The following is a 17,548-nucleotide window of genomic DNA, read 5'->3' as shown; positions in this document are numbered from 1 at the left end:
GGATTTGTCACCGTCCGCGCGCCGCTACCCTGGACGGTATGCCTGTCGAGTCGATATTCCACCGCCTGGAAGCGCTGCTGCCCAAGGTGCAGAAGCCCATCCAGTACGTCGGGGGTGAGCTCAACTCGACCGTCAAGGACTGGGACTCCGCCGACGTACGGTGGGCGCTGATGTACCCGGACGCCTACGAGGTCGGGCTGCCCAACCAGGGCGTGGCGATCCTCTACGAGATCCTCAACGAGCTGCCCCGCACCCTGGCCGAGCGCACCTACGCGGTCTGGCCGGACCTGGAGGCCCTCATGCGGGCCGAGGGCGTGCCGCAGTTCACCGTCGACGCCCACCGGCCGGTGCGCGCCTTCGACGTGCTCGGCCTGTCGTTCTCGACGGAGCTGGGCTACACCAACATGCTGACCGCGCTCGATCTCGCCGGGATCCCGCTCAACGCGGTCGACCGGGGCGAGGACGACCCGATCGTGCTCGCCGGCGGCCACGCGGCCTTCAACCCCGAGCCGATCGCCGACTTCCTCGACGCGGCCGTGCTCGGCGACGGCGAGCAGATCTCGATCGCCATCTCCGAGGTCATCCGTGAGTGGAAGGCCGAGGGGCGTCCCGGCGGGCGCGACGAGCTGCTGATGCGGCTCGCCGAGTCCGGCGGCGTCTACGTGCCCAAGTTCTACGACGTCGACTACCACCCCGACGGGCGCATCAAGCGGGTCGCGCCCAACAGGTCCGACGTGCCGTGGCGGGTGCACAAGCACACCGTGATGGACCTCGACGAGTGGCCCTATCCGAAGAAGCCGCTGGTGCCGCTGGCCGAGACGGTGCACGAGCGGTTCAGCGTGGAGATCTTCCGCGGCTGCACGCGCGGCTGCCGCTTCTGCCAGGCGGGCATGATCACCCGTCCGGTGCGGGAGCGTTCGATCACCACGATCGGCGCCATGGTCGACAACGGCATCAAGGAGTCCGGCTTCAACGAGGTCGGCCTGCTGTCGTTGTCCTCGGCCGACCACTCCGAGATCGGCGAGGTCGCCAAGGGCCTGGCCGACCGCTACGAGGGCACCAACACCTCGCTGTCCCTGCCCTCGACCCGGGTCGACGCGTTCAACATCGACCTGGCCAACGAGTTCTCCAGGAACGGCAGGCGCTCGGGTCTCACGTTCGCCCCCGAGGGCGGCTCCGAGCGCATGCGCAAGGTGATCAACAAGATGGTCACCGAGGAAGACCTCATCCGCACGGTCACCACCGCCTACTCGCAGGGCTGGCGGCAGGTGAAGCTCTACTTCATGTGCGGCCTGCCCACCGAGCAGGACGAAGACGTGCTCGGCATCGCCGACCTGGCCAAGAAGGTCATCCAGGCGGGGCGTGAGGCGACCGGCAGCCGCGACATCCGCTGCACCGTCTCCATCGGCGGGTTCGTGCCCAAGCCGCACACCCCGTTCCAGTGGGCCGGGCAGGCCGACCACGAGACCGTCGACCGGCGGCTCAAGGCGCTGCGCGACTCGCTGCGCGGCGACAAGCAGTACGGCCGGGCCATCGGCTTCCGCTACCACGACGGCAAGCCGTCCATCGTGGAGGGCCTGCTCTCGCGCGGCGACCGCAGGGTCGGCGCGGTGATCAGGGCCGTCTGGGAGGCCGGCGGCAGGTTCGACGGGTGGAGCGAGCACTTCTCCTACGACAGATGGATGCAGGCCGCCGAGAAGGCGGGCGTCGACGTCGACTGGTACACCACGCGTGAGCGGGCCGAGAACGAGGTCCTTCCGTGGGACCACCTCGACGCCGGGCTCGACCGCGAGTGGCTCTGGCAGGACTGGCAGGAGGCCGTGTCCGGCGCCGAGGTCGAAGACTGCCGCTGGACGCCGTGCTACGACTGCGGGGTCTGCCCGACGATGGGCACCGAGATCCAGATAGGCCCGACAGGGCGCAAGCTCCTTCCTCTCACCGTGGTCTAGCGCGCTCAGTGGGCGAGCCGTGTCACGGCGTACACGTACACGTGTCGCGGCGGCTTATCCTGGGAGAAGGAACTCTGACAAGGGAAGGACGCAAAGCTCTGAAACCTGTTCCCGACGGGCCTCCGCCCGCGCCTACGGTGCAGCGCCTTCGTGTGCGTTACGCCAAGCGCGGACGTCTGCGCTTCACCAGTCACCGCGACATCTCGCGGGCCGTCGAGAGGGCGGTCCGCCGTGCCGGCATTCCGGTGGCCTTCAGCGCGGGCTTCTCGCCCCATCCGAAGATCTCCTACGCGGGCGCAGCGCCGACCGGTGTCGCCAGCGAGGCCGAATACCTCGAGATCGGTGTCACCAGGCTGTGCGACCCCGAGCAGGTCAAGTCGAGCCTGGACGCGTCACTGCCGCCCGGTCTCGACGTGCTCGACGTCGTGCAGGCGGGCCCGGGGGGGCTGGCCGACCGCCTGGAGGTCTCCGACTGGGAGGTACGCCTGCCCGGGGCCGATCGCGAGCTCGCCGAGACGGCGGTGGAGAAGTTCCTCGCGGCGGGCACCGTGGAGGTCGAGCGCCTCACCAAGAAGGGCCCCCGGCGTTTCGACGCGCGGGTGGCCGTCCTGGGGCTCGTGGTGTCCGAGGGAACAGACAGAACCGCAGCTCAGGTGCCAGGACAGACGTGTGTCATACTGCGCATGGTTGTTCGGCACATGACGCCTGCCGTTCGACCCGATGATGTGCTCACAGGGCTGCGCCTTGTGGCCGACTTCGCGCCGCCGGTTCCCCCCGAGGTAACCAGGCTGGCGCAGGGGCCGCTCGACGCCGGTACCGGTGCGCTTGCCGACCCGCTCGGCCTTGACCGCGATACGACGCGCGGCGGCGAGGCGGGACCGGCGGGTGAGCACGTCGTCGGCTAAGGGGGTGCCCTGCGTGAGCGGGGCGCCACCGCTGACAGGACTTGGCGCCCGCGCCTCCTTTCCGGGGGCGGGGGCGGACAACGAGACACGAGGGCTCCTGCGCGGCGCGGCGACGCGCCCGGGAGCTGACGGGAGAGCGCCCGCATGCTCGACAACGAGCCCAACGCCGGGGCCACTGGCCCTGACGGGGAGACAACTGAACAGCCCAAGGTGACCAGGCGCCGCCGTTCCGCGAGCCGCCCGGCGGGTCCTCCGCCGGAGCTGCCGGAGGAGCCGGCCGCCACCGCCCCGATCACCGTCGCGGCCGCCCAGGCCGCGCCGTCGGTTGCCGACGTGCAACCGGTGCAGACCAACGCCGTGCAGCGTGCTGCCGGCGAACCCGCGCCCGACGCCGGGCGCGGCCGGAGAACCCGGGCCCGCGCGGCGGCGCCCGCGACGCCGGCAGGCCCGGCCGGAGCCGCCGAGGGCGGCCCGGAGGGCGTTCAGGCACAGGCCGGCGCGCCCGAGAGCGCCGTGGCTGGAGCCGGTGCGCCGCAGGGTGCCTCCGCTGTGTCCGGTACGTCTGAAGGTCCCGCTATCGGCGCCGGCGCGCCCGAAGGTGCCGCTACCGGCGCCGGTGCGCCTGGTGGTGCCGCTGCCGGTGTTGCTGAAGGTGCCGTGGCCGGGGCCGTCGTGCCCGGGGGGCCGGCGCCGCAGCAGGCCGAGAGCCCTGCCGCCTCGCAGGCCGGCACGTCGGCAGAGCCCGTCGTGGAGCCCGCAGTGGAGCCTGCTGCAGAGCCCGTCGTGGCGCCGGTCGTCGAGCGGCGGGAGGCCGCCGGGCGAGTGGCCGGTGCGGCCGAGCCGGTCGTGGCGCCCGTGGTGCAGCGTCCGGGCGCGCCGGAGGCCGAGAGCCCCGCGTACGCGGCTGGCCCGGCCGAGGCCGGCGAGGTGGCCGGTGTGGTCGAGGCCGCCGTGGCCGAGGCCGTGGTGGAAGCCGCCGACGTCCCCGAGGAGAAGCCCAAGAGGGCCACGCGCACGCGGTCCACCGCGACCACGACGCGCCGCCGTACGACCAAGAAGGCCGAGCCGGAGATCGCGGGAGCGCTCCCGGAGGAGGAGGCCGAGGCGCCGAAGCGGCGTCGTACGCGGAAGAAGGCCGAAGAGGTCGTCGTGGAGGCGCCGGCGGGCGCCGACGTCGAGGTCGTCGCGACGCCCTCCGACGTCGAGGTGGCCGTCACCGTGCCGGAGGCCGCCGAGGCGGCCGACGAGGACATCCTGGAGATCCTGCCCGAGGACGAGCCGCTCGACGACGAGCCCGCCGGCGAGGACCTCGACGAGGACGTCGACCGGCCGAGCCTGCTCGCCGACCCCTTCGGGCTGAGCGCGCGCAGGCACGACGAGCCGGGCACGGCGTTCCAGCGTCCGGCGGCCATCTTCGCGCCGCTGTTCCAGGCCCCCGACCCCAGCCAGGGCAAGCCCGCCGTGATCCGGCGGCCCGAGCCGGAGCCGGAGCCCGAGGAGATCGAGGAGCTGGTCGACGAGACCGTCGTCGAGGACGAGGGCGACGTCGACATCTCCGACGAGCAGGAGGAGGAGGGCGGCGGCCGTCGTCGCCGGCGCCGTCGCGGCGGCAGGGGCCGCGGCAAGTCGCGCGAGCGTGACGAGGCCGAGGACGGCGAGGAAGGCGACGAGGAGGAAGGCGAGGACCAGGGCGAGGAGGCCCAGGAGGAAGAGGCCGCCGGCTCGCGCCGTCGTCGCCGTCGTCGCCGCCGCGGCACCGAGGAGACTCTGGAGCCCTCCAGCGACGACCCGCCGAACACGGTGGTGCGCATCCGCGCGCCGCGCTCCGGCCGGGCCGCCTCCCTGGAGACCGCCACCGACGGCGTGATGAGCGTGCGCGGCTCGACCCGCCTGGAGGCCAAGAAGCAGCGCCGCCGCGAGGGGCGCGAGCTCGGCCGCAGGCGTCCGCCGATCATCACGGAGTCGGAGTTCCTGGCCCGCCGCGAGTCCGTCGACCGCATGATGGTGGTGCGCCGTCAGGGCGACCGTACGCAGATCGCGGTCCTGGAGGACGGCGTGCTCGTCGAGCACTACGTCAACCGCGAGGCCAGCCAGTCCTACGTCGGCAACGTCTACCTGGGCAAGGTCCAGAACGTGCTGCCGTCGATGGAGGCCGCGTTCGTGGACATCGGCAAGGGGCGCAACGCCGTCCTGTACGCCGGTGAGGTGAACTTCGACACCGCCGGGCTGGAGGGCCAGCCCAAGCGCATCGAGTCGGCGCTGAAGTCCGGCCAGTCGGTGCTGGTGCAGGTCACCAAGGACCCGATCGGCCACAAGGGCGCCCGGCTCACCTCGCAGATCAGCCTGCCCGGCCGTTACCTGGTGTACGTGCCGGACGGGTCGATGACCGGCATCAGCCGCAAGCTGCCCGACAAGGAACGCACCCGGCTCAAGAGCATCCTGAAGAAGGTCATGCCGGAGAACGCCGGTGTGATCGTCCGTACCGCGGCCGAGGGCGCCTCCGAGGACGAGCTGGCCCGCGACGTGGCCCGGCTGTCGGCCCAGTGGGAGAACATCCAGAAGAAGGCCAAGTCGGCCAGCCCGCCCGAGCTGCTGTCGGCCGAGCCCGACCTGACCATCCGGGTCGTGCGCGACGTGTTCAACGAGGACTTCACCTCGCTGGTCGTGCAGGGCGACGACGCCTGGGACACCGTCGACGACTACGTCAAGTACGTCGCGCCGCACCTGGGCGAGCGCCTGTCGCGCTGGGACACCGGGCAGGGCGACGTGTTCGAGTCGTACCGGATCGACGAGCAGCTGGGCAAGGCGCTGGAGCGCAAGGTGTGGCTGCCGAGCGGCGGCTCGCTGGTGATCGACCGTACCGAGGCGATGACCGTCGTCGACGTCAACACCGGCAAGTTCACCGGCCAGGGCGGCAACCTCGAGGAGACCGTCACCAGGAACAACCTGGAGGCGGCCGAGGAGATCGTGCGCCAGCTGCGGCTGCGGGACATCGGCGGCATCATCGTGATCGACTTCATCGACATGGTGCTGGAGTCCAACCGCGACCTGGTGCTGCGGCGGCTGCTGGAGTGCCTGGCGCGCGACAGGACCAAGCACCAGGTCGCCGAGGTGACCTCTCTGGGCCTGGTGCAGATGACGCGTAAGCGGGTCGGTCAGGGGCTGCTGGAGGCGTTCTCGACGGCCTGTGAGTGCTGCAACGGGCGCGGGCTGATCGTCTCGACCGAGCCGGTCGAGACGAAGCCTGAGCCGCGCGGCACGCAGGGCAAGATGGCGATCGAGAAGGCGGTCTCGGACAAGGTTTCCGCGGCCAAGGACTCCGCCAGCCGTGATACCGTGACCGGTGCGCTTGATGACGTCCCTGCTGAGGACGACCAGGCCAGCCAGACTTCCGGCAGAGGGCGGCGACGCTCCCGCCGAGCCAAGTCCGCCGAGTAGCCTCGGCAGGCTTCCGACGATCCGTCCGGTTCGCCTAGGACACCGTTAAGCGGTACCCTGGTGAACCGGTGCGTCAGGTGACGTGCCCTGTTGGCGCGCTTACTCGGTTCGTCGGTTTGAGACAGGCCGAATGATAGGCGCAGCATTCGGCGGCCGCCTCGATGCGGGGCGGCTGAGGGCAACAGCGAGTCAGTAGAAGGGTTCCGCGGTGTACGCGATCGTTCGTTGCGGCGGCAGGCAGCAGAAGGTCTCCGTCGGTGACGTCCTCGAGGTGGACAAGGTCGCCGGCGAGGTCGGCTCTTCGGTTACGCTGCCGACGGTGCTCGTCGTCAACGACGGCGATGTGACCACCGAGGCCGGCAAGTTCACGGTCAGCGCCGAGATCCTCGGTGAGACCAAGGGCCCGAAGATCCGCATTCTCAAGTACAAGAACAAGACCGGTTACAAGAAGCGCCAGGGTCACCGTCAGCGGTACACCCAGGTGAAGATCACCGGTATCGACCAGGCCTGATCGGGAGTTTGAGAGATGGCACACAAGAAGGGCGCGTCGTCCACCCGGAACGGCCGTGACTCCAACGCTCAGCGCCTGGGCGTCAAGCGCTTCGGCGGCCAGCTGGTGAACGCGGGCGAGATCATCGTTCGTCAGCGCGGCACCCACTTCCACCCCGGCGACAACGTCGGCCGTGGTGGCGATGACACGCTGTTCGCGCTGGCCGCCGGCCACGTGCAGTTCGGCGTCAAGCGCGGTCGTCGCGCCGTCAGCATCGTTCCCGTCGCGGAGTAATCAGCTTCGCTTCGGTGTTGCTTCAAGGGGTGGATCGCCTGTCGATCCACCCCTTAGGCGTTTTCTGGGGGCCCTGCGGGGGCGCCATGTTGTGATTGATCTTGTATTGCCCTGGTGGGCTTGATGGAGGAGAGCTGGATGCCGGACTTCGTGGACCAAGTGGTCCTGCACGTCAAGGCCGGTGACGGAGGGAACGGGTGCGCCTCCATCCACCGGGAGAAGTTCAAGCCGCTCGGCGGCCCCGACGGGGGGAACGGCGGCCGTGGCGGCGACGTGATCCTTGAGGTCGATCCCAACACCGCGACCCTGCTGGACTACCACCGCCGTCCCCATCGCAAGGCCGACAACGGCAAGCAGGGGCAGGGCTCCAACCGCGACGGCGCCAACGGCGACGACGTGGTCCTCGCCGTCCCGAACGGGACCGTGGTGAAGGACGCCAACACCGGTGAGGTGCTGGTGGACCTCGTGGGGGCCGGCACCCGGTACGTGATCGCGCAGGGCGGTCACGGCGGGCTGGGGAACGCCGCGCTGGCCACGTCCCGGCGGAAGGCGCCCGGGTTCGCGCTGCTGGGGGAGCCCGGTGACGGGCTCGACGTCATGCTGGAGCTCAAGAGCGTCGCCGACGTGGCGCTGGTCGGGTTCCCCAGCGCCGGCAAGTCGTCGCTGATCGCGGCGCTGAGCGCGGCCAAGCCGAAGATCGCGGACTACCCGTTCACCACGCTCATCCCCAACCTGGGGGTCGTGACGGCCGGCGAGAACGTGTTCACGGTCGCCGACGTCCCCGGGCTGATCCCGGGGGCCTCGCAGGGCAAGGGGCTCGGGCACGAGTTCCTGCGCCATGTCGAGCGCTGCGACATGCTCGTGCACGTCATCGACTGCGCGACCATGGAGCCGGGGCGCGACCCCGTCACCGACTACGAGGTGATCGAGGCCGAGCTGCGGGCGTACGGGAAGCTCGAGGACCGGCCGCGGATGATCGTGCTGAACAAGGCCGACGTGCCCGACGCGCGGGAGCTGGCCGACCTGGTCAGGGCCGAGTTCGAGGAGCGGGGGCTGCAGGTCTTCGTCATCTCGGCGGCCACGCACGACGGGTTGCGGGAGCTCACGTACGCGATGGGCGAGTGGGTGGCGGCGGCCAGGGCCAACAAGCCGGTCGAGGAGCCGACCCGACTGGTGATCAGGCCCAAGCAGCTCGGTGAGGCCGGGTTCAAGGTGCGGCGGGTCAACGAGAACATGTTCCAGGTCACCGGGGAGAAGCCCGAGCGGTGGATCCGGCAGACCGACTTCAGCAACGACGAGGCCGTCGGGTACCTGGCCGACCGGCTCGAACGGCTGGGCGTGGAGGAGGAGCTGGTCAAGGCGGGCGCCAAGGCGGGGGCCGAGGTGGTCATCGGGCCGATGGAGGGCGGGTACGTCTTCGACTGGCAGCCGACGCTCAGCGCCGAGTCGGTGCGGCAGGGGCCCCGCGGCTCGGACAACCGCCTGCGCTGACCGCTGCCGGGGGTGACGGCCGTCTTGGCGTGGCCGTCGGCTGGTGACCGCGGCCGGAGGTGGTGGTCGTGGGGCTGGATCGCTGTCGTTCTGCGGGGGCGGAGCTGTAGGTGGCGGTCGAGCGGCGGGACCGCTGCGGTTCTGCGGGGGGTGAACGGGGGACGGGGGTGGGGGTGGGGCGCGGATAGGCTGTCAGGCGTGCGGGAACAGATCAGCTCAGCGTCGAGGGTCGTCGTCAAGGTCGGCTCCTCCTCGCTCACCACCCCCCAGGGCATGATCGACGTGGACCGGGTCGACGCCCTGGTCGACGTCCTGGCGGCACGGCGGCGTGCCGGGGCGCAGATCGTGCTGGTGTCGTCGGGAGCGATCGCGGCGGGTCTCGGCCCGCTGGGGTTGTCGGCGCGGCCACGCGACCTGGCCACCCAGCAGGCGGCGGCCTCCGTCGGCCAGGGGGTGCTGGTCGCGCGCTACACCTCCTCCTTCGCCCGCTACGGCCTGCGCGTCGGCCAGGTGCTGCTGACCGCCGACGACATGATGCGCCGCGCCCACCACGCCAACGCCCAGCGCACCCTGGCCCGGCTGCTGGAGCTGGGCATCGTGCCCATCGTCAACGAGAACGACACGGTCGCGACCGACGAGATCAGGTTCGGCGACAACGACCGGCTCGCCGCGCTGGTCTCCCACCTGATCCACGCCGACGCGCTGGTGCTGCTGTCCGACGTCGACGCCCTCTACGACGGCCCGCCCAGCCGGCCCGGCTCGCGCCGGCTGGCCGAGGTGCGCGGCCCGGAGGACCTGGTCGGCGTCGAGCTGGGCAGGAACGGCGCGGCGGTCGGCACCGGCGGCATGGTGACCAAGGTCCAGGCGGCCAGGATCGCCACGGGCGCGGGCGTGCCGGTCGTGCTCACCGCCGCCGCCCACGCCGCCCAGGCGCTCTCCGGGGCCGACATCGGCACCTACTTCCACCCCGGCGGCCGGCACCCCGGCACGCGGCTGCTGTGGCTCGCCCACGCCACCACCGGGCGCGGCCGGCTGCACCTCGACCAGGGGGCGGTCGAGGCGATCGTGGGCCGGCGCAAGTCGCTGCTGCCCGCCGGCGTGACGTCCGTGGAGGGCGAGTTCGCCGCGGGCGACCCGGTCGACCTGTGCGGGCCGCAGGGCGGCGTGGTGGCGCGCGGCCTGGTCAACTTCGACGCCGTGGAGATCCCGGGGCTGCTCGGCCGCTCCACGAAGGAGCTGGCCAGCGCGCTCGGTCCGGAATATGAACGCGAGCTGATCCACCGCGACGACATCGTCATACTGGAAGCCCGTCACCAGTGAGGAGCACGCGATGTCCGAGGAGTTCCTGAAGGTCGCCCGCGCGGCACGAGAGGCCGCCGCCGAGCTGGCCCCGCTGCCGCGGGCGCCCAAGGACCGGGCGTTGCGGGTGATCGCCGACGCCCTGGTCGCGCACGCGGCCGAGATCGTCGAGGCCAACGCCGAAGACGTCGAGCGGGCGCGGGCCCAGGGCACGTCCGAGGCGATGATCGACCGGCTGCGGCTCGACGTGGCCAGGATCGAGGCCGTCGCCGAGGCCGTGCGGGAGGTCGCCGACCTGCCCGACCCGGTCGGCGAGGTCGTCCGGGGCAGCACGCTGCCCAACGGGCTGGAGCTGCGGCAGCTCAGGGTGCCGCTGGGCGTGATCGGCATCATCTACGAGGGGCGTCCCAACGTCACGGTCGACGCCGCCGCGCTCTGCCTCAAGAGCGGCAACGCGGTGCTGCTCAGAGGCTCGTCGAGCGCCTACTCCTCCAACACGGCGCTGGTGCGGATCATGCAGGACGCGCTCGCGGGCACGCAGGTGCCCGCCGGGGCGGTGCAGCTGGTGCCCGGTACGACGCGGGAGTCGGTCAAGGAGCTGATGCGCGCCCGCGGGCTGGTCGACGTGCTGATCCCGCGCGGCGGGGCGGCGCTGATCAACTCGGTGGTCGAGGAGTCCACGGTCCCGGTGATCGAGACCGGCGTCGGCAACTGCCACGTCTACGTCGACGCGGAGGCCGATCTCGACCTGGCCGTGCAGATCCTGGTCAACTCCAAGGCGCAGCGGCCGTCGGTGTGCAACGCGGCCGAGACGTTCCTCGTCCACGAGGGGGTCGCCGACGCGTTCGTGCCGAGGGCGCTGCGGGCGCTGGCCGAGGCGGGGGTGACCGTCCACGGCGACGAGCGCATCGCCGGTTACGGCGAGGTCGTGCCGGCCACCGACGACGACTTCGCCACCGAATACCTGTCGCTCGACATCGCCGCCGCCGTCGTCGGCTCGCTGGAGGAGGCCGTGGCCCACATCCGGCGCTACGGCTCCGGGCACACCGACGCGATCGTCACCCGGTCGCAGCCGGCCGCCCGCCGCTTCGTCTCGCTCGTGGACTCCGCGGCCGTGGCGGTGAACGCCTCGACCAGGTTCACCGACGGCGGCGAGTTCGGGTTCGGCGCGGAGATCGGCATCTCCACGCAGAAGCTGCACGCGCGTGGCCCGATGGGCCTGCCGGAGCTGACCTCCACCAAGTGGATCTACACGGGAGAAGGGCATCTGCGCACCTCAGAAGGCACTGTGGTGCCCGGACCGGCTTGCGGTTAGTCGGCGTGTCGGGCTGACCCGCGGCCCGCGGCCTGGGTTGACTGGGTGTCATGGAAATTGTCGTCGCCCTTGTCTTCTCGGCCGCGGTGCTGTTCGGCGCCGACCGTCTGCTGCTGTGGCTGGAGAGCCGCGGTCACGTCAACTGGCGCAGGAAAGGCCGCAAGCCCCTGGCCGAGGAACCCACGACCGAGCTCGACAGCATGCTCTCCGACCGTTCACCCCGATAAAGCTTCAACGGCTCCGGCGCGCCGCGGGCGTCAACTGTCGTCCCAGCGCTAGGGTTGTGTCCCTTATGGGCGCGCCGGGCGGGGAGGGACGGTGAGCAAGCTCGGCAAGGTCGGGCCGTACAGCCTGGTCGAGCGGCTCGGCCGAGGGGGCATGGGCGAGGTCTACCTCGCCACCACCCGCCGTGGCGAGCAGGTCGCACTCAAGGTTCTCCACGACCTGGCCGAGGACGAGATGTCCCGGGTCAGGCTGGAGCGCGAGGTGCGCGCGCTGCGCAGGGTCGAGAGCCCCTACGTGGCCAAGGTGCTCGACGCCGACCTGAGCTGTGCCCGGCCCTACCTGGTCATGGAGCACATCGAGGGCGTCACGCTGCTGGAGCGCGTACGCCAGAGCGGGCCGCTCGACCTGGGCCAGCTCGTGCACATGGCGCAGGGCATCGCCGCGGCGCTGGCCATCATCCACGCGGCCGGGGTCGTGCACCGCGACCTGAAGCCGGGCAACATCATCATGGGCACCGAGGGGCCGGTCCTCATCGACTTCGGCATCGCGCAGGTGCTCGACGCGACCCGGCTCACCATGACGGGCACGTTCCTCGGCACGCCGGGCTACACCGCGCCGGAGATCTTCGCCGACGAGCAGGTCGACTCGCCCGCCGACGTGCACGCCTGGGCCGCGACGGTGGCGTTCGCGGCGACCGGGCGGCCCACGTTCGGGCGCGGCACGGCCGAGGCGCAGATGTACGCGGTGCTGAACGGGCAGGCCGACCTCAAGGGCGTGCCGGTGGCGCTGCTGCCGCTGGTACGGGCGGCGCTCAACCGGGAGCCCGGCAAGCGGCCCACCGCGGCGCTGCTGGCCGACCGGCTCTCCCGGCTGGCCAAGGCCACCAACGGGCCCGACGGCGACGCGCCCGCGGCCGCCGAGGAGGCGCCCAGGGGCGAGAGTGCACGAAGCCGGGCGAACGGCACGACGGCCGAGGTCCCCGCGCCTCGCGGCCGGGCCGGCACGGAGGGCAAGACGCCCGTGCCGCGCGGCCGTACGGGCACCGACGGGAAGACGCCCGTGCCGCGCACGCGTACCGGCGTGGACGGGAAGACGCCCGTACCCAGGAACCGGACGGAACCGCCCACGGCGCGCAACCGGACGGAACCGCCCGCCGCGCGGAGCCGGGCCGACGGCGCCGCCTCGGCCGCCCGCCCCAGGCCGGGCGCGGACGGACCGGCCTCCGCCCCCCGCCCCAGGCCGGGAACGGAGAGCACCCGCGCCAGGACCGGCACGGAGGGGACACGGCCCCGCACCGGCACGGAAGGGACGCGCACCCGCACCGGCACGGACGGCACGCGGGCCAGGACCGGCGCCGACGGGACGCGGGTCAGGGCCGACGGCGCGGTTCCGCCGCCGCGGAGCAGGACGAACACCGACGGCAAGGCCGCCACACCCCGGACCAGGACCGGCGCCGACCCCAAGACGGGCCCGCGCGCCCGGGCGACGGCGGCCGTGCGGAGCAGGTCACAGGACGGCCGGCGGGCCAGGCTCAGAGGCGAGGCGCCGACCACGCTGCCCGCGGGCAACACGGCGCTGCTGCTGCTCGCGGTGCTGGCGGTGCCGTGCGTGGTGACGTCGGTGATCTGGCCGATCGCCTCGATCGCCATCACGACGGCGTTCGTGGTGCTGACCAGGACGCTCTGGATGAGTCATTGGCTGGTCAGGAAGCGCAGCGCGCGTCGCATGCGGATCGCGCTGCGCGTGTTGCTGTTCCCGTTCGCGCTGACCGGGGCGGCGGCGACCGCCGTGGCGTGGCCGGGAGTGCCCGTCGCGGTGGCGTCGGGCGGTGCGCTCTGGGTGACCGGTGGCGGTCAGATCGACTCCGACTGGTGGCAGCAGCCGGCGCCCGTGACGGTCGCGGCGGTGGTGTTCGGCATGTTGTGCGGCGGTATCACCGGGCGCGAGATCGAGCGGATCGGCGGCAAGCTGCCGGAGTTGCGCAGGGAAGGGCTGCGCGCACTGGCCGTGCTGGGCGGGTTCGTCGCCCTGTGCGCGGCCGCCGTGCGCGCGATCGCCCTCCTGCTGTAGGCGGCGAGGACGGCCGGCCGGTCAGCCCTGGCCGCCGTCGCGGCGCGAGAAGCGGTTGAAGATGCGCTCGCCCGCGTTCACCGCCCCTTCGGCCACGTCGCGCAGCACGCCGATGAAGGGGTCCTGCGACTGGGACCAGGAGGCGCGGTAGGACTCGGCCGCCGCCTTGATCTCGTCGGTGACGCGGGCGTTGGCGTCGTCCTCCCTGCGGGGGTAGTCGCCGCCGATGATGCGGTCGTACTCGCCGCTGCGCTGCCACTTGTCGAGCTCGGCGACGCGCACCACGGCGAACGGGTGGGTGGTGCCGAGCAGGTTGAGCACCTTGAGGAAGCCGTCGCGCAGGTCGCCCGCGGTGTCGTACTCCTGGTACTGCTCCAGGAACGCCTCGATGTTCATCTCGTGGGTGTAGGCGCCGCCGGCGAGCTTCATCAGGGCGCGCTTGGCCGACTCGGGGTTCTGGGCGGTCAGCAGGCCGCCGCGGTCGGAGGAGAGCTCCGACTTGCGGTACCACTCCTCCAGGCCCGCGACGATCGCGCGCAACCCGATGTAGCCGAGCGGGATCCAGGCGACGCGCGTGGCGAGGCGGGTGAGGATGTCGAGCATCGTCCGGTAGACCGCGTGACCCGACAGGATGTGCGAGGTCTCGTGGCCGATGACGAAGCGCTGCTCCTCGTCGTCCATGAGGTTGAGCAGGCCGGTGGTGACGACGATGAACGGGTCGTCGAAGCCGATGGCCTTGGCCTGGACCTGCGGGTCCTGCTGGACGTAGATCTCCGGGATGCGGTGCAGGTCGAGGATGTAGGCCGCGTCGCGCCCCATGTCGTACAGGGAGCGGAACTGGGTCTCGCTGACGCGCACGGACGACGCCAGGTACATCAGGCGAAGGCGGCGCTCACTCACAAGACCGGACATCTGCTTGAGAACCGTGTCGAACCCACTCAACTTACGCAGAGCGACCAGGGCGGACCGGTCTGCGGGGTGTTCGTAGGCTCGGGACGAGATGCCGGGCAGTTGGACGCGGTTGCGGTCCGGGGTGGTCGTCATGCCCGGCATGCTACGTCCGCAACGGATGTGATGCGCGGACATCACCAAGGGGGGTGCCGTCATGTTCGGGTACCGCGTCCGCGTAGGGTCCGACTCATGATGAACGCGCCTGGGGTCCAGGGGAAGCGGCGGGTGGGTGTGATGGGCGGGACCTTCGATCCCATCCACCACGGCCACCTGGTCGCGGCAAGCGAGGTCGCCCATCACTTCGACCTCGACGAGGTCGTGTTCGTGCCGACCGGGCGGCCGTACCAGAAGTCCGGACGCGAGGTGTCGGCGCCCGAGGACCGCTATCTGATGACGGTCATCGCCACGGCCTCCAACCCGCGCTTCTCCGTGAGCAGGGTGGACGTGGACCGCCCCGGCCCCACCTTCACCATCGACACGCTGCGGGACATCTCCAACGTCTACGGCCCGCAGGTGGACCTGTACTTCATCACCGGCGCCGACGCGCTCGGCGCGATCCTGGGCTGGCAGGACGCCGACGAGCTCTTCGAGCTGGCGCACTTCGTGGGCTGCACCCGCCCCGGGCACACCCTGCACGATCCCGGGCTGCCCGAGGGCAGGGTGACCCTGCTGGAGATCCCCGCGCTGGCCATCTCGTCGTCGGAGTGCCGTCAGCGGGTGTCCAAGGGGGAGCCGATCTGGTATCTGGTGCCGGACGGAATCGTCCAGTACATCAACAAACGAGGGCTGTACCACGGGGAAGGCTGAAGCTCTCCGCGCCGTGGGTGAGGGGTTTCGGCCTGGAAGGGTACCCTCGGTATATGGGCATGCTGCCGACACAGGAGGACAGACCCGCATCGTGACCGCATCCGACAGATCCGTTCAGCTCGTCCAGATCGCCGCCGAGGCCGCGGCCGACAAGCTGGCCGATGACATCCTCGCCTACGACGTGAGCGAGCAGCTCGTCATCACCGACGCCTTCCTGCTCTGCTCCGCCACGAACGACCGCCAGGTCCGCGCCATCGTCGACGAGATCGAAGACCGGCTGCGCACCGAGGCCGACGCCAAGCCCGTGCGCCGCGAGGGCGAGCGCGAGGGCCGCTGGGTGCTGCTCGACTACATCGACATCGTCGTGCACGTCCAGCATGAGGAAGACCGCACGTTCTACGCGCTCGAGCGCCTGTGGAAGGACTGCCCGGCCATCGGCCTGCCGGAGAGCGTCATGCTCGCCAACATGCAGCGGGCCCGCAGTTGAGCAGGCGGATCGTCTGCCTCCGCCACGGACAGACCCTGTGGAACGTGGAGCACCGATTCCAGGGCCACTCCGACATCCCGCTCGACGAGACCGGCGTCGCGCAGGCGGCCAGGGCCGCCTCGCTGCTGGCCTCGCTGCGGCCCACCCTCATCGTCTCCTCCGACCTCCAGCGCGCCCATGACACGGCCCTGGCGCTCGGCAGGCTCGTGGGGCTCGACGTGACCGTCGACAAGGACTTCCGCGAACGCGGCGGCGGCCAGTGGGAGGGGCTGACACGCGACGAGATCGCCGCGCGCTGGCCCGAGGAGTACGTCGCCTGGGAGGCCCCCGACGGCGAGCCCGTCTCGGAGGTCGCGACTCGGGTGGCCGCCTCCATGCGCAAGTGGGCGGCCAAGCTCGGCGACGACGGGCTCCTGGTCGTCGCCTCGCACGGCGCCGCGCTGCGCCTCGGCATCTGCGAGCTGCTCGGCCTGCCCGAGGAGCTGTGGCCGGCGCTGGGCGGGCTCGGCAACTGCTCCTGGTCGGTGCTGCAGGAGGGCCGTCAGGGCTGGCGGCTGCTCGAACACAACGCGGGCACCCTGCCCGAGCCCATCAGCAGCGACGACCGCCCTGACGCGGAGGCGTAGCCGACCGGCTCAGGCCGGCTGCGCGGGGCGGCGAGCGCCCTGCCGGGGATGGTCCGGCAGCGTGACGGCGCTCGCGGCCTTGTCCGTCATCCGCTTGACCATGCCCTTGCCCGGCAGGTACGGCAGCATGCGCATCATCTGGTTCCGCAGCCGGATCCGCGCCCGCGTGCCCGGCACGAGGTATTTGTCGGCCCCCTCGGCCTGCTTCTGGCACACCTCGACGTACGGTCGCATCCGCCGCTCGTAGGCCTCGAAGGCGGCGCTGTGGTCGCCGGGGGCCGCGGCCAGCTCGGCGGCCAGCACGTACGCGCCGATCATCCCGAGCCCCGTGCCCATGCCGCCGGGGCCGGGGGCGTACCCGGCGTCGCCGACCAGCGCCACCCGGCCGGACGACCACCGGGGCAGCACGACCTGGGCGGCCTGCCAGAAGTAGAAGTCCTCGGCCCTGTCCATGGCCGCCAGCAGGGACGGGACCTGCCAGCCCACTCCCTGGAACGCCCGCGCCACCAGGGCCCGCTGCGCCGCCTGGTCGCGGTGGCCGACGTCGAGCGGGGGCGTGGCGAAGTCGAGCGAGGCCCTGGTCCGGCCGTTCGTCCGGACGATGGTGGCGCAGCGGCCCGGCACGTTGTGCATCAGGCCGTCGTGGTCCAGCCCGTACGTGCCGGGGACGGAGAAGACGGCGCCGTAGAAGCCGAGATGGCGCAGGGGAGTGGCAGGGAAGGCCAGCTCGCGCACCTTGCTGCGGATGCCGTCCGCGCCGACGACCAGGTCGAACGTGCGGGGTGCGGCCTTTTCGAAGGTCACGTGCACGCCGTCGGGGCGCTCGGTCAGGGAGGTGATCGAGTCGCCGAGGAGGCGTTCGGCGGGGGCGGCCTCGTTCAGGATGCGGGTCAGGTCGCCGCGCAGGATCTCCACGTCGCCGCTGAACACCTCCGACGGCAGCCTGGCCAGCCGTCTGCCGCCGCCGTCGACGATGGCGATGTCGCCCATGCCGGTCTGGGCCGCCCTGATGGCGTCCAGCACGCCCATGCGCCTCAGGACCTCCAACTGGGGTCCGCCACGGAAGTCGACGGCCTGGCCGCCGGTGCGCAGGGCGGGGGCGCGTTCGACGACGGTCGGGCGGAACCCGAGGCGGCCCAGCCAGTGGGCGAGCGTGGGCCCGGCGACGCCGCCGCCGGAGATGAGTACGGCCTTCACGGTT

15 protein-coding genes are annotated in these 17,548 nt (G+C 71.7%); 13 read left to right on the top strand and 2 right to left on the bottom strand.

The genetic code is table 11. From position 1 onward, the window contains the following. Window positions 1-38: 38 nt before the first annotated feature. The 10 genes from ABT158_RS27305 to ABT158_RS27260 all read left to right on the top strand — a co-directional run bounded on the left by ABT158_RS27305 (window position 39) and on the right by ABT158_RS27260 (window position 13,476). The gene (locus ABT158_RS27305; protein ID WP_352358014.1) at window positions 39-1,949 is read left to right on the top strand and encodes a TIGR03960 family B12-binding radical SAM protein; all 1,911 of its coding nucleotides are present in this window, start codon (window positions 39-41) and stop codon (window positions 1,947-1,949) included. Between the two features lie 152 nt (window positions 1,950-2,101). Further along, window positions 2,102-2,854 carry a TIGR03936 family radical SAM-associated protein gene (locus ABT158_RS27300; protein ID WP_352358012.1) on the top strand — a complete coding sequence of 251 codons (753 nt, stop codon included), beginning with the start codon at window positions 2,102-2,104 and terminating at the stop codon, window positions 2,852-2,854. A 759-nt stretch (window positions 2,855-3,613) separates the two neighbouring features. Beyond that, window positions 3,614-6,292, top strand: a complete 2,679-nt coding sequence (locus ABT158_RS27295) for an Rne/Rng family ribonuclease (protein ID WP_352358010.1) — start codon at window positions 3,614-3,616, stop codon at window positions 6,290-6,292. Window positions 6,293-6,500: 208 nt separating this feature from the next. Further along, window positions 6,501-6,803, top strand: coding sequence for a 50S ribosomal protein L21 (rplU, locus tag ABT158_RS27290; protein WP_055506260.1), 303 nt, complete (start codon window positions 6,501-6,503; stop codon window positions 6,801-6,803). A 15-nt stretch (window positions 6,804-6,818) separates the two neighbouring features. Next, window positions 6,819-7,076, top strand: a complete 258-nt coding sequence (gene rpmA / locus ABT158_RS27285; protein ID WP_012893687.1) for a 50S ribosomal protein L27 — start codon at window positions 6,819-6,821, stop codon at window positions 7,074-7,076. Window positions 7,077-7,214: 138 nt separating this feature from the next. Next, on the top strand, window positions 7,215-8,567 hold the full coding sequence (gene obgE, locus ABT158_RS27280) for a GTPase ObgE (protein ID WP_352358007.1): 1,353 nt from the start codon (window positions 7,215-7,217) through the stop codon (window positions 8,565-8,567). 198 nt (window positions 8,568-8,765) lie between these two features. Beyond that, complete coding sequence (gene proB / locus ABT158_RS27275) at window positions 8,766-9,887, top strand: glutamate 5-kinase (RefSeq protein ID WP_502911572.1); 1,122 nt, start codon at window positions 8,766-8,768, stop codon at window positions 9,885-9,887. 10 nt (window positions 9,888-9,897) lie between these two features. Continuing rightward, a complete protein-coding gene (locus tag ABT158_RS27270; protein WP_352358005.1) occupies window positions 9,898-11,181 on the top strand; it encodes a glutamate-5-semialdehyde dehydrogenase in 1,284 nt (427 codons plus the stop codon). Window positions 11,182-11,231: 50 nt separating this feature from the next. Next, a complete protein-coding gene (locus ABT158_RS27265; protein WP_352358003.1) occupies window positions 11,232-11,408 on the top strand; it encodes a hypothetical protein in 177 nt (58 codons plus the stop codon). Between the two features lie 91 nt (window positions 11,409-11,499). Continuing rightward, window positions 11,500-13,476 carry a serine/threonine-protein kinase gene (locus ABT158_RS27260; RefSeq protein ID WP_352358001.1) on the top strand — a complete coding sequence of 659 codons (1,977 nt, stop codon included), beginning with the start codon at window positions 11,500-11,502 and terminating at the stop codon, window positions 13,474-13,476. Window positions 13,477-13,497: 21 nt separating this feature from the next. Here the strand turns inward: ABT158_RS27260 and ABT158_RS27255 are convergent, their stop codons facing one another. Next, entirely contained in the window at window positions 13,498-14,529 is a 1,032-nt protein-coding gene (locus ABT158_RS27255; protein ID WP_502911571.1) for a M48 family metallopeptidase, read from the bottom strand. Between the two features lie 87 nt (window positions 14,530-14,616). On the opposite strand from ABT158_RS27255, the gene nadD reads away from it, so the two are divergent. The 3 genes from nadD to ABT158_RS27240 all read left to right on the top strand — a co-directional run bounded on the left by nadD (window position 14,617) and on the right by ABT158_RS27240 (window position 16,347). Next, the gene (gene nadD / locus ABT158_RS27250; protein WP_352357997.1) at window positions 14,617-15,234 is read left to right on the top strand and encodes a nicotinate-nucleotide adenylyltransferase; all 618 of its coding nucleotides are present in this window, start codon (window positions 14,617-14,619) and stop codon (window positions 15,232-15,234) included. Between the two features lie 91 nt (window positions 15,235-15,325). Beyond that, a complete protein-coding gene (rsfS, locus tag ABT158_RS27245) occupies window positions 15,326-15,721 on the top strand; it encodes a ribosome silencing factor (RefSeq protein ID WP_125639389.1) in 396 nt (131 codons plus the stop codon). Continuing rightward, on the top strand, window positions 15,718-16,347 hold the full coding sequence (locus tag ABT158_RS27240) for a histidine phosphatase family protein (protein ID WP_352357994.1): 630 nt from the start codon (window positions 15,718-15,720) through the stop codon (window positions 16,345-16,347). Before rsfS ends, ABT158_RS27240 begins: the two co-directional genes overlap by 4 nt. A gap of 9 nt (window positions 16,348-16,356) precedes the next feature. Here the strand turns inward: ABT158_RS27240 and ABT158_RS27235 are convergent, their stop codons facing one another. After that, window positions 16,357-17,544: an FAD-dependent monooxygenase gene (locus ABT158_RS27235; protein WP_352357992.1), complete on the bottom strand. Its 1,188-nt coding sequence runs from the start codon at window positions 17,542-17,544 to the stop codon at window positions 16,357-16,359. Window positions 17,545-17,548 lie beyond the last annotated feature (4 nt).

The organism is Nonomuraea sp. NPDC001636, from assembly GCF_040298265.1.
Taxonomy (GTDB): domain Bacteria; phylum Actinomycetota; class Actinomycetes; order Streptosporangiales; family Streptosporangiaceae; genus Nonomuraea.
This window is presented reverse-complemented; position numbering and strand designations above follow the sequence as displayed.

Bases quoted from the DNA above. Each gene is read 5' to 3' on its own strand.
- obgE (WP_352358007.1), top strand. From the start codon at position 7,215: ATGCCGGACTTCGTGGACCAAGTGGTCCTGCACGTCAAGGCCGGTGAC.
- ABT158_RS27255 (WP_502911571.1), bottom strand. From the start codon at position 14,529: ATGCCGGGCATGACGACCACCCCGGACCGCAACCGCGTCCAACTGCCC.
- nadD (WP_352357997.1), top strand. From the start codon at position 14,617: ATGATGAACGCGCCTGGGGTCCAGGGGAAGCGGCGGGTGGGTGTGATG.
- ABT158_RS27270 (WP_352358005.1), top strand. From the start codon at position 9,898: ATGTCCGAGGAGTTCCTGAAGGTCGCCCGCGCGGCACGAGAGGCCGCC.
- ABT158_RS27265 (WP_352358003.1), top strand. From the start codon at position 11,232: ATGGAAATTGTCGTCGCCCTTGTCTTCTCGGCCGCGGTGCTGTTCGGC.
- ABT158_RS27305 (WP_352358014.1), top strand. From the start codon at position 39: ATGCCTGTCGAGTCGATATTCCACCGCCTGGAAGCGCTGCTGCCCAAG.
- rpmA (WP_012893687.1), top strand. From the start codon at position 6,819: ATGGCACACAAGAAGGGCGCGTCGTCCACCCGGAACGGCCGTGACTCC.